32 protein-coding genes and 1 pseudogene are annotated in these 26333 nt (G+C 62.7%); 19 read left to right on the forward strand and 14 right to left on the reverse strand.

The genetic code is table 11. The annotated features are described in order from the left end of the window. From VOI21_RS18535 to VOI21_RS18555, 5 genes and pseudogenes are all read left to right on the forward strand, one after another. Positions 1–266, forward strand: a pseudogene (locus VOI21_RS18535) (nitrite reductase, copper-containing); the annotation flags it as partial. A 350-nt stretch (positions 267–616) separates the two neighbouring features. Further along, a complete protein-coding gene (locus tag VOI21_RS18540) occupies positions 617–1570 on the forward strand; it encodes a metal ABC transporter solute-binding protein, Zn/Mn family (RefSeq protein ID WP_416358993.1) in 954 nt (317 codons plus the stop codon). After that, positions 1567–2385 carry a metal ABC transporter ATP-binding protein gene (locus tag VOI21_RS18545; protein ID WP_323771448.1) on the forward strand — a complete coding sequence of 273 codons (819 nt, stop codon included), beginning with the start codon at positions 1567–1569 and terminating at the stop codon, positions 2383–2385. Before VOI21_RS18540 ends, VOI21_RS18545 begins: the two co-directional genes overlap by 4 nt. Then, positions 2382–3599, forward strand: a complete 1218-nt coding sequence (locus VOI21_RS18550) for a metal ABC transporter permease (RefSeq protein WP_323771449.1) — start codon at positions 2382–2384, stop codon at positions 3597–3599. The genes VOI21_RS18545 and VOI21_RS18550 overlap by 4 nt, the downstream gene beginning before the upstream one ends. Beyond that, positions 3596–4525 (forward strand): metal ABC transporter permease, encoded by a 930-nt coding sequence (locus tag VOI21_RS18555; RefSeq protein ID WP_323771450.1) that lies wholly within the window; start codon positions 3596–3598, stop codon positions 4523–4525. The genes VOI21_RS18550 and VOI21_RS18555 overlap by 4 nt, the downstream gene beginning before the upstream one ends. A gap of 117 nt (positions 4526–4642) precedes the next feature. Here the strand turns inward: VOI21_RS18555 and VOI21_RS18560 are convergent, their stop codons facing one another. Together VOI21_RS18560 and VOI21_RS18565 are read right to left on the reverse strand one after the other, a co-directional pair. Further along, positions 4643–5188: an RNA polymerase sigma factor gene (locus VOI21_RS18560; RefSeq protein ID WP_323771451.1), complete on the reverse strand. Its 546-nt coding sequence runs from the start codon at positions 5186–5188 to the stop codon at positions 4643–4645. Next, positions 5181–5351 (reverse strand): NepR family anti-sigma factor, encoded by a 171-nt coding sequence (locus tag VOI21_RS18565; RefSeq protein WP_323771452.1) that lies wholly within the window; start codon positions 5349–5351, stop codon positions 5181–5183. Before VOI21_RS18565 ends, VOI21_RS18560 begins: the two co-directional genes overlap by 8 nt. A gap of 101 nt (positions 5352–5452) precedes the next feature. Here VOI21_RS18565 and VOI21_RS18570 point away from each other — a divergent pair, with 101 nt between their 5' ends. Further along, the gene (locus VOI21_RS18570; RefSeq protein ID WP_323771453.1) at positions 5453–6265 is read left to right on the forward strand and encodes a response regulator; all 813 of its coding nucleotides are present in this window, start codon (positions 5453–5455) and stop codon (positions 6263–6265) included. A gap of 69 nt (positions 6266–6334) precedes the next feature. Here VOI21_RS18570 and VOI21_RS18575 read toward each other — a convergent pair whose 3' ends face one another. The 3 genes from VOI21_RS18575 to VOI21_RS18585 all read right to left on the reverse strand — a co-directional run bounded on the left by VOI21_RS18575 (position 6335) and on the right by VOI21_RS18585 (position 7506). Beyond that, the gene (locus tag VOI21_RS18575; protein WP_323771454.1) at positions 6335–6832 is read right to left on the reverse strand and encodes a DNA starvation/stationary phase protection protein; all 498 of its coding nucleotides are present in this window, start codon (positions 6830–6832) and stop codon (positions 6335–6337) included. Between the two features lie 170 nt (positions 6833–7002). Next, positions 7003–7191 carry a PLD nuclease N-terminal domain-containing protein gene (locus tag VOI21_RS18580; protein WP_416358994.1) on the reverse strand — a complete coding sequence of 63 codons (189 nt, stop codon included), beginning with the start codon at positions 7189–7191 and terminating at the stop codon, positions 7003–7005. 54 nt (positions 7192–7245) lie between these two features. Continuing rightward, positions 7246–7506: a Rho termination factor N-terminal domain-containing protein gene (locus VOI21_RS18585; protein WP_323771456.1), complete on the reverse strand. Its 261-nt coding sequence runs from the start codon at positions 7504–7506 to the stop codon at positions 7246–7248. Between the two features lie 140 nt (positions 7507–7646). Between VOI21_RS18585 and VOI21_RS18590 the strand changes: the two genes are divergently transcribed. Both VOI21_RS18590 and VOI21_RS18595 read left to right on the forward strand, forming a co-directional pair. Further along, positions 7647–8600, forward strand: a complete 954-nt coding sequence (locus VOI21_RS18590; protein ID WP_323771457.1) for an amidoligase family protein — start codon at positions 7647–7649, stop codon at positions 8598–8600. Next, positions 8597–9298 (forward strand): gamma-glutamyl-gamma-aminobutyrate hydrolase family protein, encoded by a 702-nt coding sequence (locus VOI21_RS18595; RefSeq protein ID WP_323771458.1) that lies wholly within the window; start codon positions 8597–8599, stop codon positions 9296–9298. Before VOI21_RS18590 ends, VOI21_RS18595 begins: the two co-directional genes overlap by 4 nt. 68 nt (positions 9299–9366) lie before the next feature. On the opposite strand, the gene VOI21_RS18600 is transcribed toward VOI21_RS18595, so the two are convergent. The 6 genes from VOI21_RS18600 to VOI21_RS18625 all read right to left on the reverse strand — a co-directional run bounded on the left by VOI21_RS18600 (position 9367) and on the right by VOI21_RS18625 (position 15011). Continuing rightward, the gene (locus tag VOI21_RS18600; RefSeq protein ID WP_323771459.1) at positions 9367–9564 is read right to left on the reverse strand and encodes a CsbD family protein; all 198 of its coding nucleotides are present in this window, start codon (positions 9562–9564) and stop codon (positions 9367–9369) included. A gap of 97 nt (positions 9565–9661) precedes the next feature. Continuing rightward, a complete protein-coding gene (locus VOI21_RS18605) occupies positions 9662–10129 on the reverse strand; it encodes a host attachment family protein (RefSeq protein ID WP_323771460.1) in 468 nt (155 codons plus the stop codon). Then, the gene (locus VOI21_RS18610) at positions 10116–10328 is read right to left on the reverse strand and encodes a hypothetical protein (RefSeq protein WP_323771461.1); all 213 of its coding nucleotides are present in this window, start codon (positions 10326–10328) and stop codon (positions 10116–10118) included. The genes VOI21_RS18605 and VOI21_RS18610 overlap by 14 nt, the downstream gene beginning before the upstream one ends. Before the next feature lie 93 nt (positions 10329–10421). Next, positions 10422–11897, reverse strand: a complete 1476-nt coding sequence (locus tag VOI21_RS18615; protein WP_323771462.1) for a phospholipase D family protein — start codon at positions 11895–11897, stop codon at positions 10422–10424. A gap of 12 nt (positions 11898–11909) precedes the next feature. Next, entirely contained in the window at positions 11910–13625 is a 1716-nt protein-coding gene (locus VOI21_RS18620) for a sensor histidine kinase (RefSeq protein ID WP_323771463.1), read from the reverse strand. Positions 13626–13856: 231 nt separating this feature from the next. Continuing rightward, complete coding sequence (locus tag VOI21_RS18625) at positions 13857–15011, reverse strand: sensor histidine kinase (RefSeq protein ID WP_323771464.1); 1155 nt, start codon at positions 15009–15011, stop codon at positions 13857–13859. Positions 15012–15228: 217 nt separating this feature from the next. On the opposite strand from VOI21_RS18625, the gene VOI21_RS18630 reads away from it, so the two are divergent. The 6 genes from VOI21_RS18630 (at position 15229) to VOI21_RS18655 (ending at position 18008) form a co-directional block, all read left to right on the forward strand. Beyond that, positions 15229–15390, forward strand: a complete 162-nt coding sequence (locus tag VOI21_RS18630; RefSeq protein ID WP_094033122.1) for a DUF1328 domain-containing protein — start codon at positions 15229–15231, stop codon at positions 15388–15390. A gap of 144 nt (positions 15391–15534) precedes the next feature. Beyond that, positions 15535–15807 (forward strand): hypothetical protein, encoded by a 273-nt coding sequence (locus VOI21_RS18635; RefSeq protein ID WP_323771465.1) that lies wholly within the window; start codon positions 15535–15537, stop codon positions 15805–15807. Positions 15808–15950: 143 nt separating this feature from the next. Continuing rightward, positions 15951–16235, forward strand: coding sequence for a hypothetical protein (locus VOI21_RS18640; protein ID WP_323771466.1), 285 nt, complete (start codon positions 15951–15953; stop codon positions 16233–16235). Beyond that, complete coding sequence (locus VOI21_RS18645) at positions 16222–16617, forward strand: phage holin family protein (RefSeq protein ID WP_323771467.1); 396 nt, start codon at positions 16222–16224, stop codon at positions 16615–16617. The genes VOI21_RS18640 and VOI21_RS18645 overlap by 14 nt, the downstream gene beginning before the upstream one ends. Beyond that, positions 16610–16969, forward strand: coding sequence for a hypothetical protein (locus VOI21_RS18650; protein ID WP_323771468.1), 360 nt, complete (start codon positions 16610–16612; stop codon positions 16967–16969). Before VOI21_RS18645 ends, VOI21_RS18650 begins: the two co-directional genes overlap by 8 nt. 16 nt (positions 16970–16985) lie before the next feature. After that, positions 16986–18008, forward strand: coding sequence for an AI-2E family transporter (locus VOI21_RS18655; RefSeq protein WP_323771469.1), 1023 nt, complete (start codon positions 16986–16988; stop codon positions 18006–18008). Here the strand turns inward: VOI21_RS18655 and VOI21_RS18660 are convergent, their stop codons facing one another. Together VOI21_RS18660 and VOI21_RS18665 are read right to left on the reverse strand one after the other, a co-directional pair. Then, the gene (locus VOI21_RS18660) at positions 18009–19268 is read right to left on the reverse strand and encodes a DUF2254 domain-containing protein (RefSeq protein WP_323771470.1); all 1260 of its coding nucleotides are present in this window, start codon (positions 19266–19268) and stop codon (positions 18009–18011) included. A gap of 5 nt (positions 19269–19273) precedes the next feature. Then, complete coding sequence (locus VOI21_RS18665; protein ID WP_323771471.1) at positions 19274–20122, reverse strand: alpha/beta hydrolase; 849 nt, start codon at positions 20120–20122, stop codon at positions 19274–19276. A 465-nt stretch (positions 20123–20587) separates the two neighbouring features. On the opposite strand from VOI21_RS18665, the gene VOI21_RS18670 reads away from it, so the two are divergent. Then, positions 20588–20878, forward strand: a complete 291-nt coding sequence (locus VOI21_RS18670; RefSeq protein WP_323771472.1) for a hypothetical protein — start codon at positions 20588–20590, stop codon at positions 20876–20878. A 274-nt stretch (positions 20879–21152) separates the two neighbouring features. Here the strand turns inward: VOI21_RS18670 and VOI21_RS18675 are convergent, their stop codons facing one another. After that, a complete protein-coding gene (locus tag VOI21_RS18675; RefSeq protein ID WP_323771473.1) occupies positions 21153–21821 on the reverse strand; it encodes a hypothetical protein in 669 nt (222 codons plus the stop codon). 190 nt (positions 21822–22011) lie between these two features. Here VOI21_RS18675 and glpK point away from each other — a divergent pair, with 190 nt between their 5' ends. The 4 genes from glpK to VOI21_RS18695 all read left to right on the forward strand — a co-directional run bounded on the left by glpK (position 22012) and on the right by VOI21_RS18695 (position 26287). After that, positions 22012–23511: a glycerol kinase GlpK gene (gene glpK / locus VOI21_RS18680; RefSeq protein WP_323771474.1), complete on the forward strand. Its 1500-nt coding sequence runs from the start codon at positions 22012–22014 to the stop codon at positions 23509–23511. Between the two features lie 3 nt (positions 23512–23514). After that, positions 23515–24135 (forward strand): nucleoside triphosphate hydrolase, encoded by a 621-nt coding sequence (locus VOI21_RS18685; protein WP_323771475.1) that lies wholly within the window; start codon positions 23515–23517, stop codon positions 24133–24135. Between the two features lie 143 nt (positions 24136–24278). Next, positions 24279–25049 (forward strand): HAD-IIB family hydrolase, encoded by a 771-nt coding sequence (locus VOI21_RS18690; RefSeq protein WP_323771476.1) that lies wholly within the window; start codon positions 24279–24281, stop codon positions 25047–25049. Between the two features lie 5 nt (positions 25050–25054). Beyond that, positions 25055–26287 (forward strand): glycosyl transferase, encoded by a 1233-nt coding sequence (locus VOI21_RS18695; protein WP_323771477.1) that lies wholly within the window; start codon positions 25055–25057, stop codon positions 26285–26287. Positions 26288–26333: the final 46 nt, after the last annotated feature.

Below are 26333 nucleotides of genomic sequence, written 5' to 3' on the forward strand. Positions count from 1 at the left end.
CGCACCTGATCGGCGGGCACGGCAACTTTGTCTGGGAAACCTCGTTCAGCGACGCGCCCCTGACCGGTCTGGAAACCTGGTTCGTGCGCGGCGGCACCGCGATGGCGGCGATGTATACCTTCGAGCAGCCGGGCGTGTACGCCTACGTGAACCACAACCTGATCGAGGCCGCGCTGCTGGGGGCCACCGCGCACTTTATCGTCGAAGGCACGTGGGACAATGACCTGATGGAACAGGTGGTCGCCCCCAGACCTTTCTCCAGCTGACACCAACCAGAGGACCCGCCATGACCGCCGCCACACACAGAACACCCGGACGGACATCCCTTCGCCTGACGGGCGTCCTCGTGGCGGTGGTCACTCTCAGCGCCGCCCTCAGCGCCGCACACTGGTTGCACGGAAAGGGGGGGGCGACTTAATGCTGGGCTCCGGTTGGACTGCTGAAAAAGCGGGCAACCCGGTCCGATGCTGTGGATTATTGCTCCCAGTAATTGAGAATGCCTCGCAGTAACATTGACTTTTGCGAGTTGGTCGCAATATAGATCGGTTGAAACGGGTGCTTGGGGCGCCTCTTGCAACGCCCCGGTGTGCTTTATGTAGGAGCCGATGGCGTGACACTGACCAAAAGAAACCTTTTGACCGGCTTTGCTGCTGCGTCGCTTGTGCTGGCAAGCGGCCCGGTTGCGGCACGGGGAAAGCTGTCTGTCGTAGCCACCACTGGCATGATTGCCGACGCGGCGCGTCAGGTCGGCGGCGATCTGGTCGAGGTCAAGGCCCTGATGGGGCCGGGTGTGGACCCGCACAGCTATCGTCAGACCCGCACCGATATCGTCGCCATGGCCCGCGCCGAGGTGGTGCTGTGGCATGGGCTGTACCTTGAGGCGCAGATGCAGGATTTTCTGCAGGAGTTGAGCGAACGGGGCACCGTGACCGCCGTAGCCGAGAACATCCCGCGCGAGTTGTTGCTGGCCCATGACGACTACGCTGACAAATTCGACCCGCACGTCTGGATGGTGCCCGATCTCTGGGTCCATGTGGTCGAAAACGTGCGCGCCGCGCTGGCTGTGGCCCAACCCGAAAACGCCGGGGTTTTTGCCGCCAATGCCGCCGCCCATCTGGACGAACTGAATGCGCTGGCCTCTTACGCGGCCAAGATCATGGCCACCGTCCCGGCCGAACGCCGGGTGCTGGTCACCGCGCATGACGCCTTTAACTATTTCGGGGAGGCCTATGATTTTGAGGTCATGGGGATTCAAGGCATCTCGACCGAGTCCGAGGCCGGGTTGCGGCGCATCGCCGATCTTGTGGACGTGCTGGTCAGCCGCGAAATCAACGCTGTCTTTGTCGAAAGCTCTGTTTCAGACCGCAACGTCCGCGCCCTGATCGAAGGCGCGGCCGCGCGGGGCCACAAGGTTGAGATCGGAGGAGAGCTGTTCTCGGACGCGATGGGGGAACCGGGCACCTATGTCGGCACTTATATCGGTATGATCGATCACAACGCGACGGTGATTGCCCGCGCGCTGGGAGGAGATACCCCAGAGGCGGGCATGAAAGGATTGTTGAACGGATGACGGATACCCCTGTAACCTTGGCCGCGGCAGACGGACAGGCGGCGCGCCAGCCACAGAAATCCGACGCGCCCTTGGCGTTGCGCGGTTTGACGGTCTCCTACGGTGAAAAACCGGCTGTTTTCTCTGTCGACGCCACCTTTCCGGCGGCGCAGATGACAGCGATCATCGGACCGAACGGGGCGGGCAAGTCCACACTGCTCAAGGCCGCGCTGGGTGTGATCCCGCGCCTGTCGGGCGATGTCACCAGCTTTGGCGAACCAATCAATGCCGCCCGCGCGCGCATCGCCTATGTCCCGCAACGGGCCAGCGTGGATTGGGATTTTCCGACGACGGTGATCGATGTGGTGATGATGGGGCTTTACCGTCAGGTGGGTCTGCTGGGCCGCTTTACCGGTCGTCTGAAATCCCGCGCGCTGGCCTGTCTGGACCGGGTCGGCATGGGCGGTTTCGCGGACCGTCAGATTGGCCAGCTTTCAGGCGGTCAGCAGCAGCGGGTGTTCCTTGCCCGCGCGCTGGCGCAGGATGCGGACCTGTACCTGCTGGATGAACCCTTTGCCGGTGTCGACGCCGCGACAGAGCGGGCGATCATCGACGTTCTGAAATCCCTCAAGGCAGAGGGCAAGGCGGTGGTCTGCGTCCATCATGACCTTGCCACGGTGCGCGACTATTTTGACCATGTCTTTATGATCAACGTGCGCAAGATCGCTGAGGGGCCTGTTGAAACCACCTTTACCTCCGAGGCGCTGAACGCGACCTATGGCGGGCGGCTTGCGGCCACGCATATCGACCAGTTGCAACTGGTGGGGGGCGCGTGACAGCCTTCTTCGAGGCGCTGCTGTTACAGGCGGGGTACAACGCGGCGCTGGTCGCCGTGGGGGCCACGCTGTTGGGCTTTGCGGCGGGAGCGGCGGGGACGTTCCTGTTCCTGCGCAAACGGGCGCTGGTCTCCGATGCGGTGGCCCATGCGACGCTGCCTGGTGTCGGGCTGGCTTTTATCATCATGGTGTCGTTGGGCGGCGACGGTCGGAACCTGCTGGGGCTTTTGGCGGGATCGGCGGTTACCGCTGGCATTGGCTTGTTGGCGGTCGAATGGATGGCACGGCGCACGCGCCTGTCCGAGGATGCGGCCATCGGGGCGGTGCTGTCGGTCTTTTTCGGTCTTGGAATCGTGATCCTGACTGTGATCCAGACCATGGGATCGGGCCGTCAGGCGGGGCTTGAATCCTTCCTGCTGGGCTCGACCGCCGGAATGCTGTTTCAGGATGCGGTGGTGATTGCCGTGGGTGGCTCGCTGGCGGTGCTGGCGACATGGATCATGCGGCGACCGATGACGCTGGTGGCCTTCGATGCGGAATATGCGGCGGCCAACGGGGTCAACGTGCCAGCGGTGGACCGGCTGATGATGGGCCTTGTGATGGCTGTGACGGTGATCGGACTAAAGATCGTTGGCCTGATCCTGATCGTGGCCTTGCTGATCATTCCGCCCGTGACGGCGCGCTTTTGGACCGAACGCAGCAATTCGGTGATCTGGTTTGCAGGCGCTCTGGGCGGTTTGTCAGGCTATCTGGGCGCGGCGCTGTCGGCCTCTGCGCCTGATTTGCCGACCGGGCCGATCATTGTGCTGGTCTCTGCGGCGCTGTTCCTGCTGTCCTTGTTCTTTGCCCCCGTGCGGGGCGTGGCGGCGGCGGTGTTCCGGCATCGGCGGTTTCAGCGGCGTGTGCACCGGCGACAGGGCTTGCTGGCTCTGGCGCGCCGGGAGCCTATTCACGATGAACTGACCCTGCGCGTGTTGCGCGCCGAGGGGTTGATCCGCGCCGATGGCGTGGCAACGGAAACAGGACGCGCGCAGGCGGCCAAGATCGCCCGCGATGAGCGGCGCTGGGATGTTGCGCGTGAGATCCATCAGGACACCGGCCTGACCGGGCGCTACGACGGTCTGACACCCATCGAAGAGGTCTTTGCCCCCGATGAGATTTCCGAGTTCGACCGCAAGATCGGCGGGCCGCGACCCGTGGCAGGAGGCGCGTGATGGGCAATGAGTTTGTCATGTTCTCACTGACGCCGATGATGATCGGGGTCTTGGCCTCTGTGGCCTGCGCGCTGCCGGGAAACTTCCTGATCCTTCGGCGACAGGCGCTGATTGGCGATGCCATCAGCCATGTGGTGCTGCCCGGCATTGTCGTGGCCTTTCTGCTGACAGGCGTGGTCGCGGCCTTGCCCATGCTCTTGGGCGCGGCGGGGGCGGCGGTCGTCGCGGTGGTCCTGATCGAGGCGATCAAGCGGTTGGGCCGGATCGAACCGGGCGCGGCCATGGGCGTGACCTTCACCACGCTCTTTGCAGGTGGCGTGCTGCTGCTGGAGCAGAGCGATACCTCCAGCGTCCATCTGGACGTGGAACACGCGCTGATGGGCAACCTTGAATCGCTGGTCTGGCTGCGGGCGACCGATTGGTCGTCGCTGATCGACCCATGGGCGCTGGCCGGTCTGCCGGAAGAACTGCCACGTATCGCGGTGGTCTGTTTCGCGGTGATCCTGTTGACGCTGGTGTTCTGGCGCTGGCTGAAGATCTCAACCTTCGATGAGGGCTTTGCGCAGGCTTTGGGTCTGCCGGTCGGAATGATCGGCATGGGATTGGTGATCACGGCGGCGGTGGCCGCCGTGGCGGCCTTTGACGCGGTGGGGTCAATCATCGTGATCGCAATGTTCATCTGTCCGCCCGCAGCGGCGCGTCTGATGACCAATGGTCTGGAACGACAGGTCTTGTGGTCGGTTCTTTTCGCGGTGATCTCGGCAGTGGCGGGCTATGTGCTGGCGGGCTATGGGCCGCTCTGGCTGGGCGCGGAGGATGCGGTCAGTGCCGCAGGCATGATCGCGACCGTGTCAGGGGCTATCCTCCTTTTGGCCTGCATCTTCGGACCGCATCGGGCACGGGTGGGCGCCCGGGCCGAAGCGTGACGTCGGTTCCAACACCATAAAATAGACCAACGCCGCACCGCAAAGGCGATACGGCGCTGAGTGTTTTATTCGGGTAAACCGGCGGCGTTGCGACGTCGCGCAGTTAGAAACGCACGATCAGGCGGCGGGGCGGGCACCGACAACGCCGACAGTGACAGAATCCGTCATTTCCAGCGTTTCGTTTTCACTAAGGTGCATCAGTTCAGCCAATCGGGCGCGGGCGCGCCCCACGCGGCTCTTGATGGTGCCGACGGCCACGCCACAGACCTCTGCGGCCTCTTCGTAGGCCAGACCCTGTGCGCCGACCAGCACCAATGCTTCGCGCTGGGTGTCGGGCAACTGGTCAAAGGCAACCTTGAAATCCCGCAGGTTCAGGCGTCCGTCGTGATCCGGCTTGGTCGCAAGGCTTTCACCCATCGTGCCGTCTGCGTCTTCGACCTCGCGCTTGCGTTTGCGGCGCAGCGAATAAAAGGTGTTGCGCAGGATGGTGAACAGCCAGGCGCGCATATTGGTGCCTGCCTCGAACTTGTCGATGTTTGTCCATGCCTTGACCAGCGTCTCTTGCACCAGATCGTCGGCGGTGGCGGAATTGCGTGTCAGGCTCAGGGCGAAGGCGCGCAGCGAACCGATGTGATCGGTCAATTCCTCGCGAGGATCAGGCATCCTTTTCGCCTCCGCCCTTGCGCGGAGTTTCGGCGGCTTTGAGTTGCGCAAGAAGCTCCGTGAAGCGGTCCGGGACCGGCTGCTCTGCCATGTCATCGAAAGCCTGCCTCAAGTTCTTGTCGATTTCCTCGGCAATCCTTGAATTGATCTTTTTTCGCGTCATCTGTTTTGTCATCTTTTGCCTCGCAACGCCTCGGTACGGAACCAAAACGCTGCAACCTGCGTTAGGTTCCATATCTAACGTCAAAAATTGGAGCGACAAGCATGACTGGCCCGTCTTCCCCGGATATGACATCCGCAATCGGTGGCAACCTTCCGTACCTGCGCCGCTACGCTCGGGCATTGACCGGGCAGCAGGATAGCGGGGACCGCTATGCGGTTGCCACGCTAGAGGCGATCCTGAATGATCCAGAACTTTACGACGCTTCCTTGTCGGACAAGGTGGCTTTGTTCCGTGTGTTCCACGCGATCTGGAGCTCGTCCGGCATGCCGGTCGCGGACGGAGGCGAGGTCGGCCTTGCCGCGCGGGCGCAACAACACCTGTCGCGCCTGACGGAAAACACCCGTGAGGCGCTGTTGCTGCACACCATCGAAGAGTTCGGCATCGACGAGGTGGCGTCGATCATGCAGGTCGACAGCGAAGAGGCCGCGCAATACGTCGAAACCGCCTTCCTTGAAATGCGTGATGCGATTTCCGGCAAGATCATGATCATCGAGGATGAGGCCGTGATCGCCATGGATCTTGAAAGCATCGTGATGGACATGGGCCACCGGGTGACCGGCGTGGCGCGCACCGAAGGGGACGCGCTGGACCTTGCCAAAAAGGAACGTCCCGACCTGATCCTGTCGGACATTCAGCTGGCCGACGATTCCAGCGGCATCGACGCGGTCAACCGGATCATCGCGCGCGACGGCGATCTTCCGGTGATCTTCATCACCGCCTTCCCCGAACGGCTGTTGACCGGCGAAGGGCCGGAGCCGGCCTTCCTGATTTCCAAACCCTATACCGAAAATCAGGTGCGGTCTGCCGTCAGTCAGGCGCTGTTCTTTGCCTCAACAGAGACGCTCATCCGCTGAGCGTCGGACGAGAACAAAACAAAGGCCCGCCAAATCGGCGGGCCTTTTTCATGTCTGAGAACCCGAAGGTCAGCTTTTCGACAGCGCGCGCAACATCCACGCGGCCTTTTCGTGAAAGGCGCTGCGGGCGGTGGCGAGGTCTTCGGTCACCGGGTCCTTGCGGCTGCCCGACATTTCGACCAGTGCGTGCAGTCGGTGCGCCAGCTTTTCATGATCGGCGGCCAGTTGGTCGATCATGTCGGCAGCGCTCAGCCCGTCGGTCACATCTTCGATGCGCGACCTTTTGGTGATGTCATCCAGACGCGACGGCGCAAGGTGACCCAGGGCGCGGATGCGCTCTGCCAATTCATCGGCGGCTGCGAAGAGATCCTGATACTGCGCCTCGGTCAGATTATGCACCGAATAGAACAGCGGGCCTTCCACGTTCCAGTGAATGGCATGGGTCTTGAAGAGCAGGCGATAGGTGTCGGCCAGCACGTCAGACAGGCCACTTGCCAGCGGTCCGGTGTCGCGCACCCCGGTCGAAACGGAATCTGCGGTGGGGACGACTTTGAGCGAGTCGGTCATGAAATCCTCCTGATTGCTTGTTCATTGTATCAACGGGTTGGCGGTAGAATCGTTCCGGTGAAAACACCGGGGACCTGGGCAGGGCGAATTCCAGTTGGTCAAAGAAACCACTGCCAAAAGGAGACGCCCGCGCATTGCTGCACGGGCGTTCTTTTCTATTTGTCGCCAAGTCAGGCGAGGCGGCGGCCAGACCGGGGACCGGCGATCAGCCAGACGATAAAGCCGATTAACGGCAGCAGCAGGACAAACAAGGTCCAGATGACCTTGCCGCCGGTGCTGGCGTTCGAATTGACGATGTTGACGATGGCCCAGATGGCGAGGCCAAGAAGGATCAAGCCGCCGATGCCTGCAAATTCAATACCCATTGTGATGTCTCCTCTTTTTGGATGGTGATTGATTTTGGAAAAAGCCTGTCAGTCGCGGAGCGCCGCGATCAGTTGGTCCTTGGTCATGTCCGACCGGCCCTTGATGTCCAGTTCCTGCGCGCGCTCATAAAGGTCGTCTTTGGTCCGGTCTTCGTAAGGCGGTGCCTTGCCGCCTTTGCGGGACGGGTCCATGTTCTCATTGGCTTGCGCGTTTGCGATGGCCGCAGCCTTTGAGGTGTCATACCCCTTTTCGCGCAGACGCTCGTAGGTGTCGTCTTCCTTGATGGAGGGACCGTGGTCGTCAGACATTTTCTTCTCCTTCCCAAGGGTTGCGATCTGGGAAGTGAACGTCGGAACGTCGCAAAGAGTTCCGTGATGACCCCGGCCAAAGGGGCAAATATCCTAGGGAACCCCAGCAGGGGGGGCAGCGTTACACACGCATGGATCATATGTATGACGTTCGCGGCTTCCGCGCCTTGCCCCGCCCTGAAACTCGTTCCGGACAGCCTCGACGCTGCGGTGTCGAAATTGAATTCTCCGGCATGGATGAGGCCGCAACGGCGCAGATCATCGCGCGCACGGTGGGAGGCCATGTCACCCAGACCGGCCCGCATTTGTACACCGTGGACGATTCCGATATCGGGACTGTCGGCGTAGAGCTGGACACCCGCTATGCCAAGGCCGACACGCAGGTTGTGCCTGAAAGCGTGCTGGACGCGGCGCGGGTCATTGTCCCGGTCGAGATCATCACCGCTCCCTTGCCGCCGGATCAGTGGGATCGTGTGATCGACCTGACCGTAGCGCTGCGAGAGGCGGGGGCGAAGGGTACGTCGGACAGCCTGTTGGCGGGGTTTGGCATTCACTTCAACCCCGAGGTCACCGGCTATGACGATCCCTTCCTGATCCGCACGATTATCGCCTACGGTCTGCTAGAAGGCTGGCTGCGGGAATGGCGACCGTTGAACGTGTCCCGCCGTATCCTACCCTTTGTCGATCCTTGGCCGGCGCATTTCATTGACGCGCTGTTGCTTGCGCCGGACCTGGACCTGCGGTCGGTCGCGGGGGTGGTCCACAGCCATCTCAGCGGGCGCAACTACGGTTTGGATCTCTTGCCGATCCTGCATGATTTCGATCCAGACGGTTTTGCCGCGCGGTTTGGCAGCGAGTCCAGCGGTGCGCGCCCCGCGTTTCACTTTCGCCTGCCGGACTGCCGTCTTGATGAGCCGGGGTGGAGTATCGCCGACGAATGGGACCGCTGGTGGCTGGTCGAGGATTTGGCAGCGGATGAGCCGCGCTTTGACGCGCTCTGCGCGGCGTGGCGCAAGGGGGCGGGCCACGGGGCAGGATGGGAACAGGTCGTGTCGCAACACATCGGCCCGAACGGTGAGAGGCTGTTCAAATGAACCGCCCGCTGATTGGTGTGACCACCTCGACCCGCTCTGGCTGGCGCATCTTTCCGCTGGTGCGTTTCAACCTCTGGTTGGCCGGCGCGCGGGCGGTGCGCTGGACCACGCGATCGGACATAGATCTGGACCACGTAGACGGCGTGATCATCGGCGGTGGCGACGACATTTCACCCGAACTGTATGGCGGCGCGCTGGAAATGACCGCGCGGCTGGACCCGGACCGCGACCAAATGGAACACGACATCGCGCAAAGGGCGCTGGCGGACGATATCCCGGTGCTGGGCATTTGCCGTGGCGCGCAGATGCTGAATGTTGCGGCTGGCGGCTCTCTGCATCAAGATGCCTGGTCGCTTTATCCCGACGCAGAACCGATCAAGACTATCCTGCCCAAGCGGACAGTTTGCGTTGAGCAGGGATCGCAACTGGCCATGCGGCTGGGGGAAAAGCCGATGAAGGTCAACGCCTTGCACACACAGGCGGTGAACCGGCTGGGGCAAAGCTTTCGCATTGCCGCGCGTGATACAAATGGCATGGTGCAGGCGATCGAACGCTGCCGGGACCCCTTTGCGCTGGGTGTCCAGTGGCACCCGGAACATCTGTTCTATGCGCACCGCCAGCGGGCGATCTTTCGGGCATTGGCAGAGGCCGCATGTGCCTATGCAGAGGGGCGCCGTCAGGTCTTCGCACCCGCCTGAACGGCAGCCAGACAAACAAAAGGCCCGCCGAACCGGCGGGCCTGATGGTCTTCACGTCATACGGCCTGTCAGACCTTGGCAAGAATGCTGTCCAGCGCCTCGCGTGCCTCGTCCTTGGTCTTGCCAAGACGTTGCTGCAACTTGCCTTCCAACTGGTCGCGATTGCCGCGCGCTTCTTCCAGTTCGTCGTCCGTCAGAACGCCATACGCTTCGCGCAGGCGGCCTTTGACTTCGGTCCATTTTCCTTCGATGCGATCGTTGTCCATGGGTCGTCTCCCGGTTCTCTGGAATGGTCGACGGCACTTCCGTCGGCCTCTGGTAAAACAACGCGGCGGCATGGAGTACGTTCCACCAAAAGCCGCTTTAGTTGACCTCTTCCAGCGCTCTTTCGATCGCTGTTTCGATTTCGTCCAGCGGGTGATTGGTCAGGACTTTGGGCAAGTCGAGCACCAGTTTGGACGCGACCTCATCATGCATTTCGTCGCGCAGGGCGCTTAGCACCGGGCGGCTGGCGGCGATCACCAGCGCGTCGAATTTTCCCTTGTGCGCGGATTTGTAGAGATCCTTGGCGATGTCTTTGGCAAACCGGGTCTTTTCCAACTGGTGCCAGTCGGTGTCATCCACCGCTGATCGCTGCACGCCGGGGCCATCGTTAAATCGACCGGGTCGGTTTGCGGCCCAGTCCTGCGCCTTGGGGTTGTCCTGTTCGGCACGGTCACGGACAACCAGATGCAGATGCGCCTCATCGCCTTTGTTGACCAGATACAGCGCCTTTTCGCCATCGGCGATCAGCACCCAAGTGCCATGCGGCACGCCCTTAGCTTTCATCATTGGCGTTCTCCTTTTCTATGGATTTGGTCACGCGGGTCGCCCCTGCGGGTCGTTCATAGGCCCGCTTCAGCTCATCCTTGCTGCCGACGCGGCGCGACAGGCGCCCGCCTTCGCGCCCTCCATGGGGGATGCTGCCCTCTGCGCCGAGGATGTCCTTGGTTTCGCGGTGTCCGTCTTTGGATCGGTGTCGTTGCGCCATGATGCGCCTCTTTTCCTTTCGGGCGGGGGCCGGTCATGGCCCGCGCCGCCTGAAGGGATAACGCCGCACGGGGCAGGGCGTTCCGGGAAAGGCTCAGACGATGTCTTCGGTGACCCCGGGCAGGGGCTGCGCCAGATCGGCCCCCCTCTCCGGATCGAAAGGCACAAGAAAGCCTTTGCGGTTTTCAGGCAGGCTGACGCCGTTGCGGCGAATTTCCGTGTCCCACCAAGGCTGCAGCGTCTCGGGTGCCGTGGCCTCGGGCGGCAAGGGGGCGTGCCACCAGTGCGATAACAGCCGGTCGCGGGCCTTGGTGACACGCGCAGTTGCGGTCACTTCCAGCGCCAGTTCGGTGTCCCAATGCATCGAGCGCCCGTTGAGATTGGCTGAGCCGATCATTGCGTAATCATCGTCGCGGATCAGCACCTTGTTGTGCACATGGATCAGTGGCGATCCGGCCAGTGTCTCATCGGTGTCGCGGGCGGCCAGCACCGGACGGACGGGGGTTGCGATGGTCAGGCGTTGGCCGAACCCGTCGCGCAGCGTGGCGATGGCGCGCTGGCGCAAACCGAGGCCAAAGCGCGCATCAATGCTGTCGGAGGAATCAAAGGCCACATCCTCTGGCAAGCCCGGCAGAACCATCACCGCAGTCAGCGCAGAGTTTTTCTGCGCCGCTTCGGCCAGCCCTTCGGCGATCCGGCTGGAACGGATGAACTGGGTCTCGATATGGATCAGGTGGCGCGCCGTACGAAAGGCGTACAGATGCGCGTCCTCGATTTCGGACACCAGCGTACGGGGCGACAGGTAGGGCAGTTGCACACGCCTTGGGGCTGACAAAGTGCGTTTCAGACCGGGGCAGTCTGGCGGCGGCTGGCGGCCAGAAGTGACTTCGCGCAGGGTTTCCAGATGGCGCCGCGCCGCGCGCGCCTCTGGTCCGCGCACCATGACCTGCACGTCTGACCATGTATGACGCGCCGGGCGCGCATGTGCGGGCGTGTCATAGCGGCGTTCGTTCAGGTCCAGCCCTCCGATATACAGCCAGTCGTCGTCGATCGCCGCGACCTTCTGGTGATGCGAAACCGTGTGCAGGCGGGGCAGCAGATTTCGCTCCAGCCCGACCGCCTGAACCCGGCGTTGAACAGGCGTGGTCTGGCGCAGACTGTCCCAGCGTTTGCGCAACACGGCAGGCAGAAAGGCAATCCACGGCAAGGCCCCGGCCTGCGCAGGATGCAGATGGGCCCTGACCTGCAAACGGTCTGGACCCGCGCTGGTGACTTCGGACAGGGCGACACCCTGCCGAACGGTACGCCAGCAAATTTCGTGCAGGCCGGTGCGCATGACAGGGTCGAAATCACTGACCGTCAGGTCGACTCGAACGCCCCGGCGGACCGCATCGGCCAAGAGGTCAAACCAGTCCTTGCCCACGGCGCGCGCTTCATCGCTGCGCAGCCGCGTGGACATGTCGAAAATCCGAAAACCGGCGGTGATATGATGCTGGGCGTTCAGGACAGCGCGTTCCAGCACGGGCCAGGCTTCGTCGGCCGTGATCATCACCTCGAATTCATCGGCCATTACGAACCCCTGTCAGGCGCCGTAAGCGGCGCGCGGAAACCTTACCGTGGTTCTGTAACGCCCGTCCTCGGTCGTGGTTTCCATTGTGCCCCCCATTTGCAGCAGGAAGGCCGTGATCATCTTTCGGCCCATACCGTCAAGACGTTCCGCCGGGGCGGTGCCTGTGTCCACAACCGGCGGGCTGTCGATGCTGAGGCAAATGCCGCCGTCGTCCGCGGTGGACAGGTTCACCCCGATCCGGTCGCCTGCGTCGCGGCGGCAGGCTTGTATGATCGTGTTGTTCAATGTCTCGGCGACAAACAGCGACAGCGGGATTGCCTGATCGGGGTAGAGGGCGATTTGTTCCAGAACGGTGTCGATCTCGGGGGCCACTTTGGGCCCGACAAGGTCCTGTACGTCGCTGACCACGGCGCGCACCAATGCCGCCGCATCGACGGTCGTGCTGGTGGGGGTGTTGTACAATGCGCGATGCAGCACTGCCATGCCGCGCACCCGTCTCTGCAATTCTGAAACGACGTGCTTTGCCTCATCTGTCTCCAGTTCACGCGCCTGCATGTTCATGATCGAGGCGATCAGTTGCAGGTTGTTCTTGACCCGGTGGTGCACCTCGCGCAGCAGCACCTCCTTGTCCTTGAGGTCCTGTTCCCGACGCAATTCGCCCTCAGCGATCAACAGTGCCATGCGATTGAAGGCGCGCTGCGCCTCTTCCAGTTCTGCCGGTGGGTCGGTCAACTCTAGCGTGGTCGCCTCGCGTTCTCCAAGGGCAAAGCGGCGCATGGCCGAGCGCAGCTGGGCCACATGGCGGATCACCAACCGTTGAACGCCAAAGAGCGCCACGCCCACACCTGCAATCCACATCAGGACCGGCAGCGCGATGGCTATCCAGCTTTGCAGGGTCGTGTCTGTTCCCGGCACCGAGGACAGTGGCCAGCTGCCAACCAGCATCACCTTGCCTTCCAGCATCGGAGTGACCGCGTAATATCGGTCCTCTCCCGTCCCGCTGGGGGCCTGAAAGGTCTCTTTTCGGCCTTGAACGAGGTCAGACAAGGGGATGTCGCGGGGCAGAAAATCCTCTGCCGCGTCCAGTCCCAAAGAGGCAGCGATCAGATCGCCCTCGATATCGATGGCTGCAATGCGCAGGCCGCCCTCGGAATCCGGGTCCTCCAGTTTGCTCAAAACAGTGGCATGCGGGATCGACAACGATACAAAACCCACGATCTCATCGTCGTCGCCGCGCACCGGCTGGGTGACGATCACGATGCTGCGCCCGGTCACAGCGCCATTCTGGACCAACTGAACGCTTGCTCCGCCCCGTTCCATCGCCCTGCGGACGGTGTCGCGCCCGGAGAGGTCCATGGTGTCCCCTGTCGAACTGCACGCCAGCCAGCCGGAGGACCGCACAAACCCGGCGAAAATATAGTTGTCATTGCCCTCGACAAAGCCGCGCAGGATGTCCCCGCAATTGTCTTCGCCAAGCTTGGCGATAAGCACGGCAAGCCCGTTTGACGCCGCCAGCGCATTTTCGATCAGTTCTCGCTCACTCGTGGCACCGGATCGGATTTGCGACATCAGCGAGGCGCGACTTTGCAGGCGGGCGCTGTCGATCACCGCCTGGGTCTGGTAAACAGCGATCAGGCCCACCGGCAGCATCGCAATGGTCATCAGGACCGCAATGCGCGCCGAAAGACTGCGCGACATGCGGACAAGGTTCTTTAGGCGAGTCTTCATGAAAGGCGGTCATTTCTGCAAAAAGGCATTCGGGGAAACGTTGGAGGCTGTTTGTCCAGCGATGACACGTCGGGATGCAAATAACCAATGGCAAAGCCATCCACGCAAACGCGTGGACCTGACCGGCCGCAAAGCTCCAGTTCCATGCCTTATCCTCGCTCGAGACACACTCCCCACCACGTGAACACGCCAGCAGGGTTTTGGTTCCCGATCAATTGACCGCTTTTTCGGTCAGGACTGAAGGCGTTGCAGAGGGATGTGTAGCTTGCGTTGAAAACGTCCGGCGTCAATCTGGGTCTTGATCTCGCCGGCGAGCTGGCCCTCGACCGCGATGGACAAAAGGCGCGCACCGAAACCTGATCGCGGCGTGGCGTCGGCATCCCAGTCCACTCCGGTTTCTTCCCAGCTGACCTCGATCGTGTCATCCTTGGTGCGGAGCCAACTGATCGACAACCGCCCGCCATCGGTCGAAAGGCCACCGTATTTCGCGGCATTGGTTGCCAGTTCGTGCAAGGCCAGCGTCAAGTAGACCGCAGCCTTGGCTCCGATTGGCACAGGTTCACCACTGATCGAGATCCGGGTCTCATTTTCGGCCCCGTGGGGTGCCAGCAGCTTGCGCATGAGCGCGTCCAGCGTGGTGGTAACACCGGTGCTGCGGCTGGCGTTGACAACCGGAACGATCATCTCATGCGCGTCACTCAATGCCTTGAGACGCGCACCCATGCTTTCGGCCAGCGCTGTTGCAGTGTCATGCGCGCTGCGTTCCATCCGCAACATGCTGTTGATGATGGTGAAGAGGTTCTTAACCCGGTGGCTCATTTCCTGAAGAATGATATCGCGTTCTTCTAGGGTTTCCCGCAGCCGCAGGTCGGACTCGATCATCGCGGCCATGTCGACCATATGCGCGACATCGTCCTCGTGCCAGTCGCGCGGTTTGCGGTCGATCACGCAGAATGAGCCCAGCACATGGCCATCGGGCGACCGGATCGGCACACCAAGATAGGCCACCACGCCCATATCCCGCACCGCCCCGTTGTCACACACCCGTGGGTCCTGACGGGCGTCGGTGACAATCAGCGGTTCGTGGGTTTTCACCACATACTGACACAACGAGTGACTGAGTGCCGTGCCGCTCTCGCGGGCAACATCGCCTTCGAGGCCGACATGGGCCGAAAAATACTGCCGGGCATCATCGACGAAGGACACAAGGCTGACCGGAACATCCAGCAGGCGCGCGGCAATGCGGGCCGCGCGTTGGTGTGCACCCGGGCCGGGGCCGTCCATCAGCCCGGTCCGTGCCAGCGCCTGCAAACGCTCGATATCCTTCAGTCGACTGTCACCCATGTAGACGTCACCCTCGCGACCAATCACACAAGCATCTTTCATGGACACACTTTCACGGCAATACATCACTTAAGGTAACCAAGCAGCACATGTTTAAGACAACAGGGCAAGCGGCGAATTGCAGCCGTTTCGCCACCTGTATGGGCGGGCCGCGCAGGAAATATTCGGAACCTTTGCCGATGAGGCACGTTTCCTTGTCACAGCGCCACTGACGGCGCGTTCGAAAAACACGTTCGGAACAACATCAAGGAGATGTCCCATGCTTGGTTGGGCCCTGACTTTTTTCATCGTCGCTCTGATCGCGGCAGTTCTTGGTTTTGGCGGTATCGCCGGTGCGTCTGCCGGGATCGCGCAAATCCTCTTCTTCGTCTTCCTCGTGCTGTTTGTGGTGTCGCTGGTGGCGCGCGCCGTCCGAGGATGACGCGCCGTCACTGCGCACGGGGCCGATGACCCCGCCAGATCTGACAAGCGGCCCGATCGCCGGTGACCCGGGATCGGGCCGCATAGCCTCTGGCGTCCATGACGGGCGACAATTCGATAAAAGTGCAGCCAAAGGAATTCTGACATGAGCGAGAACAGCAAAGACCGCGTCGCCAATGGCGCTGCCGAAGCCGCCGAAGCCGGTGCCGAATACGCCCGCGCCGCCCGAGCGGCCGCCACTGAGCGGCTGGAAGAGGCGCAAGAACATATCGACCGGGCGTTTGCCGAGGGTCGGCAGGAATTTGAGGCCGCAGCAGCGCGGTCAACACAGGTGGTCCGCGACAACCCCCTTTTGGCGGTCGCTGGCGCTGTTGGGGTTGGCCTGCTGCTGGGCATGGCCCTGCGCAATAAAGGCTGAGCCGGGCAGGACCGGAATGGGTAAGGGCGTTGCAATTGCAGCGCCCTTTTTTGTTTTTTGCCAATGTGTTGCGCCCAATGTGGGAACCAATCTTCGTGCCAGAAGTTTCAATATGGACTGACCAGCGAAACAGGAGTTCCGAGATGACCCGCAAGTCCAAACCCCGCAGCACGAAATCCGCAGTCGCCAAGGCGGGTGCGCTTGTCGCCACGCAGGCAACGGCGTCACGGTTCGGCATCGCGGCCCCGGCTGGCTTGGTGTCGCACGGCCTGCGCTTTGCGCGTCGGAACCCGGTTCTTGCTTTGGCTGCAACAGCCGTGGCGGGCTACGTGGCTTTGCGACGGAGATCGGATACAAACCCGGCTGAAGCCGGTGACTCGTCGGTTATGGCGGAATTGAACGAGGACGCCGGTAATGTCCGGTCCTGACCTGCGCGACGCGCCGCGCCTGTTGTCGGAGGTCGCGCAGCGCGCAGTCTCACTGGCGCAGACCGAATTCCGGCTCGCAAAGGCCGAAGTGGCGCAAAGTCTGGCGCAAGCCAGCACAGGGATCGCGTTTTATAGCGCGGCTCTGGTGCTGTCGATTGTTGCGCTGAACATGCTGGCCTCCGGGTTGGTCGCGTGGTTGGCCACGCAGGGGCTGACAGCGGTTCAGGCGGCCGCCGCGACAGGCGGTGGCTTGTTGGTGATGGCTCTGGTTTGCGCATGGGTCGGGCGGCGGCGGATCAACGCCAAAAAGCTGACCCCGACCCGCAGTCTCAACAACGTGAAGCGCGATCTGGAAACCCTGCAGGAGATGCGCCGTGGCTGAGATCGAATACCTGGAGATGCGCGCCGCCGAAGAGCGCGCCCGTCTGAAAATCGCGCTTGAGGCCTTGGGAGGCAGTACCCGGGGCGGGGCCGTGGCGGCACCGCTCGCCGGCGTCGCCCAGCATCAGGCTGGCAGGATCGCGCGCGGGGCCTTTGGCGCCGCGCGGCATAATCCGGGTGCCGCCGCGTTGATCGGGATCGGTCTGGGGCTGTTTGCTTCCGGCAAGGGCCGGCGCGGCAACAGCGACGCCCGGTCCAGTTCGGGGTTTCCCACAGGCGCGCTTGTTCTTGGGGCCGGGGCGCTGGCCGCCGCGTTGTTCCCGGCGGCGCGCCGTCAAAAATCGCCCAAGTGATCAGGAAGGTCCCGATATGCTGACCACCGCTCTCAGCGAACGCGCTCAGCGCGTCATGTTGCTTATCCTGACCGTGATTGCGGTGACCATCGGCTTGTATCTGGGCAAGCAGGTCATCGCGCCCGTCGTCTTTGCGCTTGTGGTCGGTATCGTTGTTTCGCCCTTGGCAGATCGCCTGAACGCACTTGGCGTGCCACGAGTCGCAACGGCGATCCTGCTGCTGCTGGTCACAACCAGCCTGATCGCGCTGCTGCTGCTTATGGTAGAGCCGCTCTTGAACATGTTCATCGAACAATTGCCACGTCTCAAGGCGGCGGCTGCGCGGTGGATTGATACCCTGTCAGGTGTGCTGCGCGGGATCGAGACGATCAGCAAGGAGATCGAGGGCGCAAATGGCGGCGCTGATGGTGACGCCAAAAGCGCCCTGCCATCGGTGCGTGACGCGCTGTGGCTGGCACCCAACTTTGGCGCGCAGTTCTTTATCTTTATCGGGACGCTGTTCTTCTTCGTCCTCACCCGAAACGAAATTTACTCTACCGTTGGCGTGTTGGAGCCGAAACTGCGCAAGGCGGACCGCGCCGTGGCACGCTATTTCGCTGCCGTGACGCTGGTCAACGCCTGCCTTGGGGCGATCACTGCGCTGGTGATGCTGGCCATTGGCGTGGAATACGCGATGCTCTGGGGGCTGGCGGCGGCGGTGCTGAACTACATGCTGTACCTTGGTCCGCTGATGATCATCTGCGGGTTGCTCATCTCCGGCCTGCTGCAATTCACCGGTGCCATGTCGCTACTGCCAGCGGTCGCCTATCTGCTGCTCAATTTCACCGAAGCCAATTTTGTCACCCCTTGGGTGGTGGGCCAAAGACTGGCCATGAACCCGCTGGGCGTCTTTGTGGCGATTGTCTTTGGGCTGTGGCTCTGGGGGCCGGTGGGTGCCATCGTGGCGCTGCCGGTGATGCTGTGGTTCGAGGTGCTGATGCGCCCGCAAATCCTGAGCGGCGGCGTTCCCGTCAGCGACCTGTCTCCGGCTACAGACTGATCACAGACCCAGCGCGGCCAGCCTGTCGGACAGGCGGTCGCGCTCGCGATCGGTCATCAAACCGGCTGCGCCATGGGCGCGAAGATCGGCGACCAGATCGTCGATCACCCTGCGGCCGTCGGTTGGCATCCGTTGGCGCAGATGCGCCAGCGCCGTGGCCACCGCCTCCAGCACGTCACCAAACCCCGCCGCGTCCCGCGACAGATCGCGGAACGCCGCCTCGACCAGCGCATCGGCCCCGATTGCGCGCAGATAGACCCGATCATAGGTCGGATCTTCGGCGTCCGCATCGGCCAGAGCCCAATCCCATAGCAGACGTTCCAGACGTGCAATCACGTCGATGGCGGTTTTGGGATCGTTGATCCCGGGCGACAACGCCTTGGACGCAGACTCGCGCAGCGCCTGCAAGGCATAGGCCGGGTCCTGTTCATAGGTCCGCTCCGGGTCGATCAGGAAACAGTCAGCAAAACCCTCCGTTTCGGAGCTGCCCCGCAGCGTTCCCAGCACCTGTTCGCGCAGGACAATCGCACCGGGCAGAACCTTCAGGCAAACTGCGGCGTCACACCGCTCGGCTCGGCTTTGCAGGTCATCCATCTCGATCCGCCGGACAAAGCCAGAGCGGGGCGCGATGATCTCTGCCTCTTCCCCGATGGGGGCCTGGTCCAGCGCCCGCCCGCCCAGTCGCGGCAGGTGCCGTTGTTGGCGCAGGATCTCACGCGCGGTCTGTTCGGCGCGCAACAGGGCGTATTCCACGCTGCCGATTTTTGACAGCTGCCCGATCCAGCGCACCAGCGACACGACAATTGCCGCCACCACAAAGGCCGTCACGGCAAAGACAATCACCGAGGCGCTTTCACTGTAGTATCCGGCCCGGTAGAGGATGATCGACGACAGGGCAAAGACAAAGGCCCCGATAAAGGTCGCCAGCATCGTCTGCGTCGAGGTGTCCTCCATCAGCAAGCGGTGGATGCGCGGGGTCGATTGCTGGGCCAGCGTGCGGTGGGTCGAAACCATGATCCCCAGCGAAAAAGTCGCCACCGCCAGCATCCCGTTGGCAAGGATGCTGAGGATCGGCAGCGTGGCGGATGCGGTAAATCGGTCACGCGGGCCATCCGGGATCAGCGGCCCCAGCAGTTCCGCAGACAGCGCCGCGATCACCGACAGGGCCGACAGCAAGGCGACCCTGACCCAGAGAATACGGCTGATCCGGCGCAGGGTCAGCATGGTCTGGACAAAGCCAAAAGCGCGTTTTTTCGCCATCCCTGTCACCCGACCGCCTGCGCGCCGTGCGCCAGCGACACCCATCCGCGCAATGTCCGGGCAAAATGCTGCGGCTGCTCGACAAAAGGCAGGTGGCCGCCGGGCACCACCTGTGCCTGCGCCTGCGGCAGGTGGCGCAAGAGCTTGATCTGATGTTGGGCTGGCACCACCCGGTCATGGCGCCCGATGATGGCAAGGCAGGGCGTGTCGATCTGCGCCATCGTGGCGGTGACATCCTGTGCCAGCACCCATTTTCCAAACTGGCGGATGGCCTCTGGGTCACAGCGTTGCAGGCTCCGCCGCATCGCTTCGGGAACGTATTTAGTTGACGCGCGCGGCAGCACCGTCGCCATAGAGCGTTCGAAACTCGCCCGCGTCGCCAGTCCCAACCGCCAGAGCACGGGCATGCTCCACCGTCCGGCCAGATCATGCGCCATCAGCGCCCCGCCGATGTCGCGCGGCAGATCGCGGTTGCCGGTGACCGGCGCGCCCACCAGCACCAGAGAGCGCACAAGATGTGGCGCGCGCAGCGCCAGCAGAAGGCTCACCAGCCCGCCGCTGGAATGGCCGACCAGATGCACCGGGCCGCCGTCCGAAAATTGCGCGATCTGCGCCGTCATCCGGTCCAGCCAGCGATCTTCTTGCAGCATATCGACCACCTGTGCCGCCGTTTCTCCGGCCCGGTGTCCCGGCAGGTCCAACATCAGACGGTTGCGCAGCCCCATTGTTTGACAAATCGGTGCCCAGGCATCGCTGGTCATGAACAGGCCGGGCAGAAAAACCATCGGGTCCACCGTGCGCTGCGACGAGGTGGGGGCGGGTCCGCCACGGGACGAAAGGGTGATCGCGTTCATGTCTGGCCTGTCCTTCGGTGGCTGTAAAATCCCCGCATAAGCGTAACGCGCTGATCCGGCGATTCGTTCCCCGCGCCCCAATTGCGGGGAATTGAGAGCGCAAGGGAACCTTTTCCGCATTGGCGGAGTTTTGCTATTGAAGACAGCGGAAGGAGGCATGTTTTGCGGCACCACGCCGCGCTGCCATGACATAGCCCTCCGCTGGGGCGTCGCACGTACGGCGCCACTGTCGAAAACAGGTTGGCCGATTGGGGGGCAACGAACATGAACGCGATTTGCCTTCTGACGCCAACGGCGCCGTCCCGGTGTGAGCCACCACCCGGCAAGCGCTAGTTTCGACCGGCGGACCGGCAAGTCCGCACCTCGTTACCAGATCGTAGAACCAGAAATCACGGTCGCCGTCATGACGGCGCGGCCGGTCGGGTAAAAATTGCCCAATGACGCAACCGGACCAGGAGGATCACAATGCTCCGTATCATCGCACTCACTTTCGCTGTCGCTCTGCTGACGGCCCCCGCGAACGCGCAGGTCCGGGATGGGCTTGCCGCTGATCTGCATCAATTCGTCGAGGCATTTGAATTGGCCGAGGTGCCGCCGGAGGGCCGTGCCCGTCTTCAAATGATCGTCGATCACCCCTCGGCCTCGCATGTGGCCAAGCTGGTGGCGATCCATGACGTGCTGGAGCAGCACGACGCGCTGGTTCATGTTGATATGCACGGCGCACAGTCGACGCTGCATTCGGCTTTGCTCGACTGATCCTCTCCATACTGAACTGTCAGACGCCCGTCGCTGTTTTGCGGCGGGCGTTTTTCGTGTGTTGGATGGCTGACCAATTTTGGTGCCGCCAGCCGTGGTGCCAATTCCTGATCCACGCAAGGAAACGCCCCCGTCGGAGCACCGACGGGGGCGTTGTCATGCGGGCGGGGAGAGGGGAGGGAGGCACCCGCAGGTCTCGTGCCTTTATGTCTACTCAATGCCCGGCGGAAGGTTTCGTTCCCCCGCCAAACCACTTTTTTTGCCGCTGGCCCGGTCATGCCTTGGCATTGGCCACCGTCTTTAGATCGGCGCGATGTGCGTCGACCACAAGATGACCGCCCGCCTCTGCCCGGTGCCGCAAGCTGGTAAAGGGAAGGTCGTAGGGGCCGTCTTCGGGTGTATCCGTCAACCGCAGGCCGCGAATGGTCCGGGTGGCGGGCTCAAACAGCAGCGCCGTCAACCGTCCAAGCTCTGCATCCTGACCAAAGACCGTCGCGCCGATCCAGTCGCTGGCCTGTTCCAGCGGCGCGACCAGTTCATTTGCAGTCTGCGTGTCAGGCGATGCGCTGTCGGACTCCGGCATATTGGCCCGCAGCGCGGACAGCGCCAGCAAAGGCGCGAAACTGGTGCCCAGTGGCCCCGCCACAACCATCGGCCAGATCGACAAGTCATTGGCGTCGCGTTCCAGCACCTCGGGCCAACTCAGCGCCTCGGCGATTTCATCGTCGCCCACGGCAAGCGTCCACCCACCGCCCTCATGTACCGGGGTCGACAGACGCGCCGCGTCGATCAGCGCCTCTGTTCGGCGGGCTGCCTGTGTCATCTCGATGGCGACAAGGCGGATGCGGCCTGTTGCGCGGTCGAAAAACACCTCGCGCAGGGCCGCCGGGCCAGAATGGGTCTCAAGCGGCGTATCAGATAGCTCTGTAAGGTCGTGCAACATGGGGTGCCTCCTTGTGCGTCCTGCGGGCAGGCGGCACGCCGCGCCCGTCATGTGATCCCTTATGGAACGCGGGCGGGGGCCGCTGCGTTCCCTGACGTAGTCTGTCAACATCTTGTCAGAGCGGGCGGGCGGGGCTAGTCACGGGAGGCCCCGGCACAAGACCGGGCGCCTGCATCGGGAGGAGCGGACCATGGGCTATATTCTCGCCATTGATCAGGGCACCACATCAAGCCGGGCCATTGTTTTTGACGCCGGGTTAAAGATCGTCAGTGCCGCGCAAGAAGAGTTTCCCCAGTATTATCCGGCATCCGGCTGGGTCGAACATGATCCATCGGACCTCTGGGCCACCACGGCGGCCACCTGCCGCGCGGCTTTGGAAAAGGCCAATCTGCGGCCCTCGGAGGTGGCTGGTATCGGCATCACCAACCAGCGCGAAACGACGCTGGTCTGGGATCGCACCACGGGCAAACCCATTCACAACGCGATTGTCTGGCAGGATCGCCGCACCGCCGATATGTGCCGCGCGCTCAAAGAGGCGGGCCACGAACGCGCTGTGACAGAGGCCACGGGCCTTCTGCTCGATCCGTATTTCTCTGGCACCAAACTGGCGTGGCTGCTTGACAACGTCGAGGGCGCCCGCGCGCGGGCGGAGGCCGGAGAACTGCTGTTCGGCACCGTGGACAGTTGGTTGATCTGGAACCTGACCGGCGGTGCGCGCCATGTCACCGATGCCACCAACGCGGCCCGCACCATGCTGTTCGACATCCATCGCGGGGAATGGTCGGAGCAGATGTGCGCCATGCTGAACATCCCCAAGTCCATGCTGCCAGAGGTGCTGGATTGCGCCGCAGATTTCGGCATGACCCGCGCTGATCTTTTTGGACGCGAAATCCCGATCCTTGGTGTGGCGGGCGATCAGCAGGCCGCCACCGTGGGGCAGGCCTGTTTCAAACCGGGCATGATGAAGTCCACCTATGGCACCGGCTGTTTTGCCCTGCTCAACACCGGCGACACGCCGGTGACCAGTACCCACCGACTTTTGACCACAATCGCCTATCAACTGGATGGCAAGCGCAGCTATGCGCTTGAAGGGTCGATCTTTGTTGCCGGTGCGGTGGTGCAATGGCTGCGTGACGGGTTGAAAATCATCCGCGAGGCCGCAGAGACCCAGCCCTTGGCCGCAACCGCCGACGAGGGTCAGGACATCATCCTTGTCCCCGCCTTTACCGGCCTTGGCGCGCCCTATTGGAACGCGGACTGCCGTGGCGCAATCTTTGGCCTGACCCGCAATTCCGGCCCGGCGGAACTGGCGCGCGCCGCGCTTGAATCCGTGGGCTACCAGACCCGTGACCTGCTGGAGGCGATGCAGGCCGACTGGGGGGCCTCCAGCGGTGGCGACAAGGCGACCGCCACCTTGCGGGTTGACGGTGGCATGACCGCGTCGGACTGGGCGATGCAGTTCCTGTCGGACATCATCGGCGCATCGGTCGACCGGCCCGAAGTGCTGGAAACCACTGCCATGGGGGCCGCATGGCTGGCCGGACAGCGGGCGGGGCTGTACCCCGACATGGCGGGCTTTGCCGAGACATGGGCGCTGGACCGCCGGTTCGAGCCGGATATGGATGAGGATACCCGCAGCGCGAAATACGCTGCCTGGAAACGCGCCGTCGCGGCGGCGCAGGCGTTCTGAGCGATGATTTCCGAAGCAAACCTCCGCCAGGTTTCTGACCGGCTTGCACAAGTCACACCCAAGGGCCGCCGCCTTATGCTGGCCGTTGCGGGCCCGCCGGGGTCGGGCAAATCCACCCTGGCAGAGGCGCTGGTTGATCACCTTGGCCCGCGTGCCGTGCTGATGCCGATGGACGGCTTTCACCTAGACAACCGGCTGCTGGAACCGCGCGGCCTGCTGCCACGCAAAGGCGCGCCAGAGACCTTTGATTTCGATGGATTCAGGGCCACGCTCTTCCGGGTCGCGTCTGAACCATCGGTTTTTCTGCCGGTCTTCGACCGCTCTCGCGAAATCGCCATCGCGGGGGCGCAAGAGATCGGCCCGGACACGGAAATCGTTGTGGCCGAAGGCAATTACCTGTGTTTTGCCGAAGCGCCTTGGGACAGTCTGATGCCGCTCTGGGACGCGACCGTTTTTCTGGACGTACCCGAGGAGGAGCTGGAGCGTCGACTGGTAAGCCGCTGGCTCGGCTACGGTTTCTCGCAAGAGGCAGCCCTGCAAAAGGCGCTGTCCAATGACATCCCCAACGCGCGACGAGTGTTGGCCGGCCAAGCAGCCGTTGACGTTGTTGTGCGCCAGACCTGAACTGCCTGTTTTTTGGACGTTTCGGTTAATTGGCGCGCAGTCGCACATTTTTTGCGCAGGCGGCGGCTCTGCCCGGTCTCTGCGCTGGCCTGTCTCGCTGCGGCCAGCCATAACGTGACGGCAATGAAAAACCGGCATCCCGCGTGACAGAACTTGTCGTCTTCAGCGATCTGGACGGGACCCTTCTGGATCACGAAAATTACTCTTACGCCCCGGCGCAACCGGCGCTGGACGCGCTTGCCGCGCGGGGCATCCCGCTGATCCTCGCCACGTCCAAGACCGCCGCCGAGGTCGCCGTGCTGCACAAGGCGCTGAACCTCGGGCACTGGCCCGCCATCGTCGAGAACGGGGCAGGGATCTACCGTCCCGGGGCAAGGGGCGCAGACGCCGCACCCTACACCGCGATCCGCACCGCGCTTGACGCTTTGCCCGCCGATCTGCGTGACCCGTTCACCGGCTTTGGGGATATGACAGACGCCGAGGTCGCGCAGATCACCGGCCTGCCACTGGCGTCCGCAAAACGTGCCCGACAGCGCCAGCATTCAGAGCCGGGCCTCTGGCACGGCACGGACGCGGCGCGCACGGCCTTTCTGGACGCCCTCGCGGAACAGGGCCTTCACGGACGGTCTGGCGGACGGTTCCTGACGCTTTCGCACGGGCGGACCAAAGCCGACGGGTTGCAAGAGATTGCTACCGAACTGGACGCGCGCCGCACGCTGGCGCTGGGCGATGCGCCCAACGACACCGACATGCTACAGGCCGCCGACATCGGCGTTATCGTGCGCAATGACCACGGCCCCGGTATCCCCGACCTGCCCGGTGAGGCGCAGGGAACCATCCGGCGCACCACACGTTCCGGCCCCAGTGGCTGGGCCGAGGCGGTGCTTGCCATTCTGAATCACACAAAGGACTGACTCGCATGGCGGATTTTCATCAGAACGGCAATATCGCCCAGTTTCACAACCTCCGCTCGCGCCCGCTGGAGGAATTGATCTACGAGATCGAGACCTACGCCCAGACCCGCAAGATCAGCCTTGTCCTGCCCTGCCTGTTCTCCGAACTCGAAGGCCCGGCCATGGGCAACATCATCGATGAACTCAGCAAGGTCACATACCTGCACCGCATCATCATCGGGCTGGACCGCGCCGATGAATCCCAGTTCTGCCGCGCTCGCGACTTCTTTTCCCGCCTGCCGCAAGACCATGTGGTGCTGTGGAACGACAGCCCCCGGATGCAGGCGCTGGACGCCAAGCTGGCCGGGATGGGACTGGCACCAGAGGAGCAGGGCAAGGGCAAGAACATGTGGACTTGCATGGGCTACCTGATTTCCTGCGCCGACACTGCCGTGATGGCGTTGCATGACTGCGATATCGTCACCTATAAACGCGATCTTCTGGATCGGCTGGTCTACCCGGTGGTGAACCCGAATTTTCGCTATCAATTGTCGAAAGGTTTCTATCCCCGCATCGGCGATGGCAAGCTGAACGGGCGGGTGACGCGCCTCTTGGTCTCACCGCTGTTGATCGCGCTGAAAAAGGTGGTGGGCGACCGCGACTACATCGATTACCTGCGCGCCTTCCGCTATCCGCTGTCTGGGGAATTTGCGCTGCGCACCTCGCTGTTGCCCGATCTGCGCATTCCCTCCGACTGGGGGCTGGAGATTGGCGTTCTGTCAGAGGTCTGGCGCAATCTTGGGCGGCATTCGGTCTGTCAGGTGGAAATCGCCGACGCCTATGATCACAAGCATCAGGCGGTCAGCGAAGAGGACGCCGCCACCGGGCTCAACCGCATGTCGATGGACATCTGCAAGGCAATCTTCCGCAAGCTGGCCGCCGACGGCACGGTCTTTACTCCAAACGTCTTTCGCGCGCTGAAGGCCACGTATTACCGCGTCGCGCTGGATCTGGTGGAATTCTATGACAATGACGCCAAGATGAACGGCCTGACCATCGACCGTCACCGTGAGGAAAAGACCATCGAACTGTTCGCCAACAACATCATGGAGGCCGGGCATATCTTCCTCGACAAGCCGAATGAGACGCCCTTTGTCCCGAACTGGAGCCGCGTAAACGCCGCTGATGCCGGGATTGTCAGCGAACTACGCGCGGCGGCTGCCGCCGACAATGAAGAGTACGCGCCCAAGACATTCTGAGCGACCACGCTCCCCCCTTGCATTGTCGACGTACGCCAAGGAAGAC

It is taken from the genome of Antarctobacter sp., assembly GCF_034670325.1.
Classification (GTDB): Bacteria; Pseudomonadota; Alphaproteobacteria; order Rhodobacterales; family Rhodobacteraceae; genus Antarctobacter.

Excerpts from the sequence above, each read along its gene's own strand:
- VOI21_RS18605 (WP_323771460.1), bottom strand. The coding sequence starts at position 10,129 with ATGATGAAAGCTAAGGGCGTGCCGCATGGCACTTGGGTGCTGATCGCC.
- VOI21_RS18595 (WP_323771458.1), top strand. The coding sequence starts at position 8,597 with ATGAACCGCCCGCTGATTGGTGTGACCACCTCGACCCGCTCTGGCTGG.
- VOI21_RS18640 (WP_323771466.1), top strand. The coding sequence starts at position 15,951 with ATGACCCGCAAGTCCAAACCCCGCAGCACGAAATCCGCAGTCGCCAAG.
- VOI21_RS18655 (WP_323771469.1), top strand. The coding sequence starts at position 16,986 with ATGCTGACCACCGCTCTCAGCGAACGCGCTCAGCGCGTCATGTTGCTT.
- VOI21_RS18610 (WP_323771461.1), bottom strand. The coding sequence starts at position 10,328 with ATGGCGCAACGACACCGATCCAAAGACGGACACCGCGAAACCAAGGAC.
- VOI21_RS18615 (WP_323771462.1), bottom strand. The coding sequence starts at position 11,897 with ATGGCCGATGAATTCGAGGTGATGATCACGGCCGACGAAGCCTGGCCC.
- VOI21_RS18590 (WP_323771457.1), top strand. The coding sequence starts at position 7,647 with ATGTATGACGTTCGCGGCTTCCGCGCCTTGCCCCGCCCTGAAACTCGT.
- VOI21_RS18660 (WP_323771470.1), bottom strand. The coding sequence starts at position 19,268 with ATGGCGAAAAAACGCGCTTTTGGCTTTGTCCAGACCATGCTGACCCTG.
- VOI21_RS18565 (WP_323771452.1), bottom strand. The coding sequence starts at position 5,351 with ATGACGCGAAAAAAGATCAATTCAAGGATTGCCGAGGAAATCGACAAG.
- VOI21_RS18560 (WP_323771451.1), bottom strand. The coding sequence starts at position 5,188 with ATGCCTGATCCTCGCGAGGAATTGACCGATCACATCGGTTCGCTGCGC.
- VOI21_RS18600 (WP_323771459.1), bottom strand. The coding sequence starts at position 9,564 with ATGGACAACGATCGCATCGAAGGAAAATGGACCGAAGTCAAAGGCCGC.
- VOI21_RS18570 (WP_323771453.1), top strand. The coding sequence starts at position 5,453 with ATGACTGGCCCGTCTTCCCCGGATATGACATCCGCAATCGGTGGCAAC.
- VOI21_RS18670 (WP_323771472.1), top strand. The coding sequence starts at position 20,588 with ATGCTCCGTATCATCGCACTCACTTTCGCTGTCGCTCTGCTGACGGCC.
- VOI21_RS18645 (WP_323771467.1), top strand. The coding sequence starts at position 16,222 with ATGTCCGGTCCTGACCTGCGCGACGCGCCGCGCCTGTTGTCGGAGGTC.
- VOI21_RS18545 (WP_323771448.1), top strand. The coding sequence starts at position 1,567 with ATGACGGATACCCCTGTAACCTTGGCCGCGGCAGACGGACAGGCGGCG.
- VOI21_RS18635 (WP_323771465.1), top strand. The coding sequence starts at position 15,535 with ATGAGCGAGAACAGCAAAGACCGCGTCGCCAATGGCGCTGCCGAAGCC.
- VOI21_RS18585 (WP_323771456.1), bottom strand. The coding sequence starts at position 7,506 with ATGTCTGACGACCACGGTCCCTCCATCAAGGAAGACGACACCTACGAG.
- VOI21_RS18620 (WP_323771463.1), bottom strand. The coding sequence starts at position 13,625 with ATGAAGACTCGCCTAAAGAACCTTGTCCGCATGTCGCGCAGTCTTTCG.
- glpK (WP_323771474.1), top strand. The coding sequence starts at position 22,012 with ATGGGCTATATTCTCGCCATTGATCAGGGCACCACATCAAGCCGGGCC.
- VOI21_RS18685 (WP_323771475.1), top strand. The coding sequence starts at position 23,515 with ATGATTTCCGAAGCAAACCTCCGCCAGGTTTCTGACCGGCTTGCACAA.
- VOI21_RS18625 (WP_323771464.1), bottom strand. The coding sequence starts at position 15,011 with ATGAAAGATGCTTGTGTGATTGGTCGCGAGGGTGACGTCTACATGGGT.
- VOI21_RS18675 (WP_323771473.1), bottom strand. The coding sequence starts at position 21,821 with ATGTTGCACGACCTTACAGAGCTATCTGATACGCCGCTTGAGACCCAT.
- VOI21_RS18630 (WP_094033122.1), top strand. The coding sequence starts at position 15,229 with ATGCTTGGTTGGGCCCTGACTTTTTTCATCGTCGCTCTGATCGCGGCA.
- VOI21_RS18575 (WP_323771454.1), bottom strand. The coding sequence starts at position 6,832 with ATGACCGACTCGCTCAAAGTCGTCCCCACCGCAGATTCCGTTTCGACC.
- VOI21_RS18665 (WP_323771471.1), bottom strand. The coding sequence starts at position 20,122 with ATGAACGCGATCACCCTTTCGTCCCGTGGCGGACCCGCCCCCACCTCG.
- VOI21_RS18695 (WP_323771477.1), top strand. The coding sequence starts at position 25,055 with ATGGCGGATTTTCATCAGAACGGCAATATCGCCCAGTTTCACAACCTC.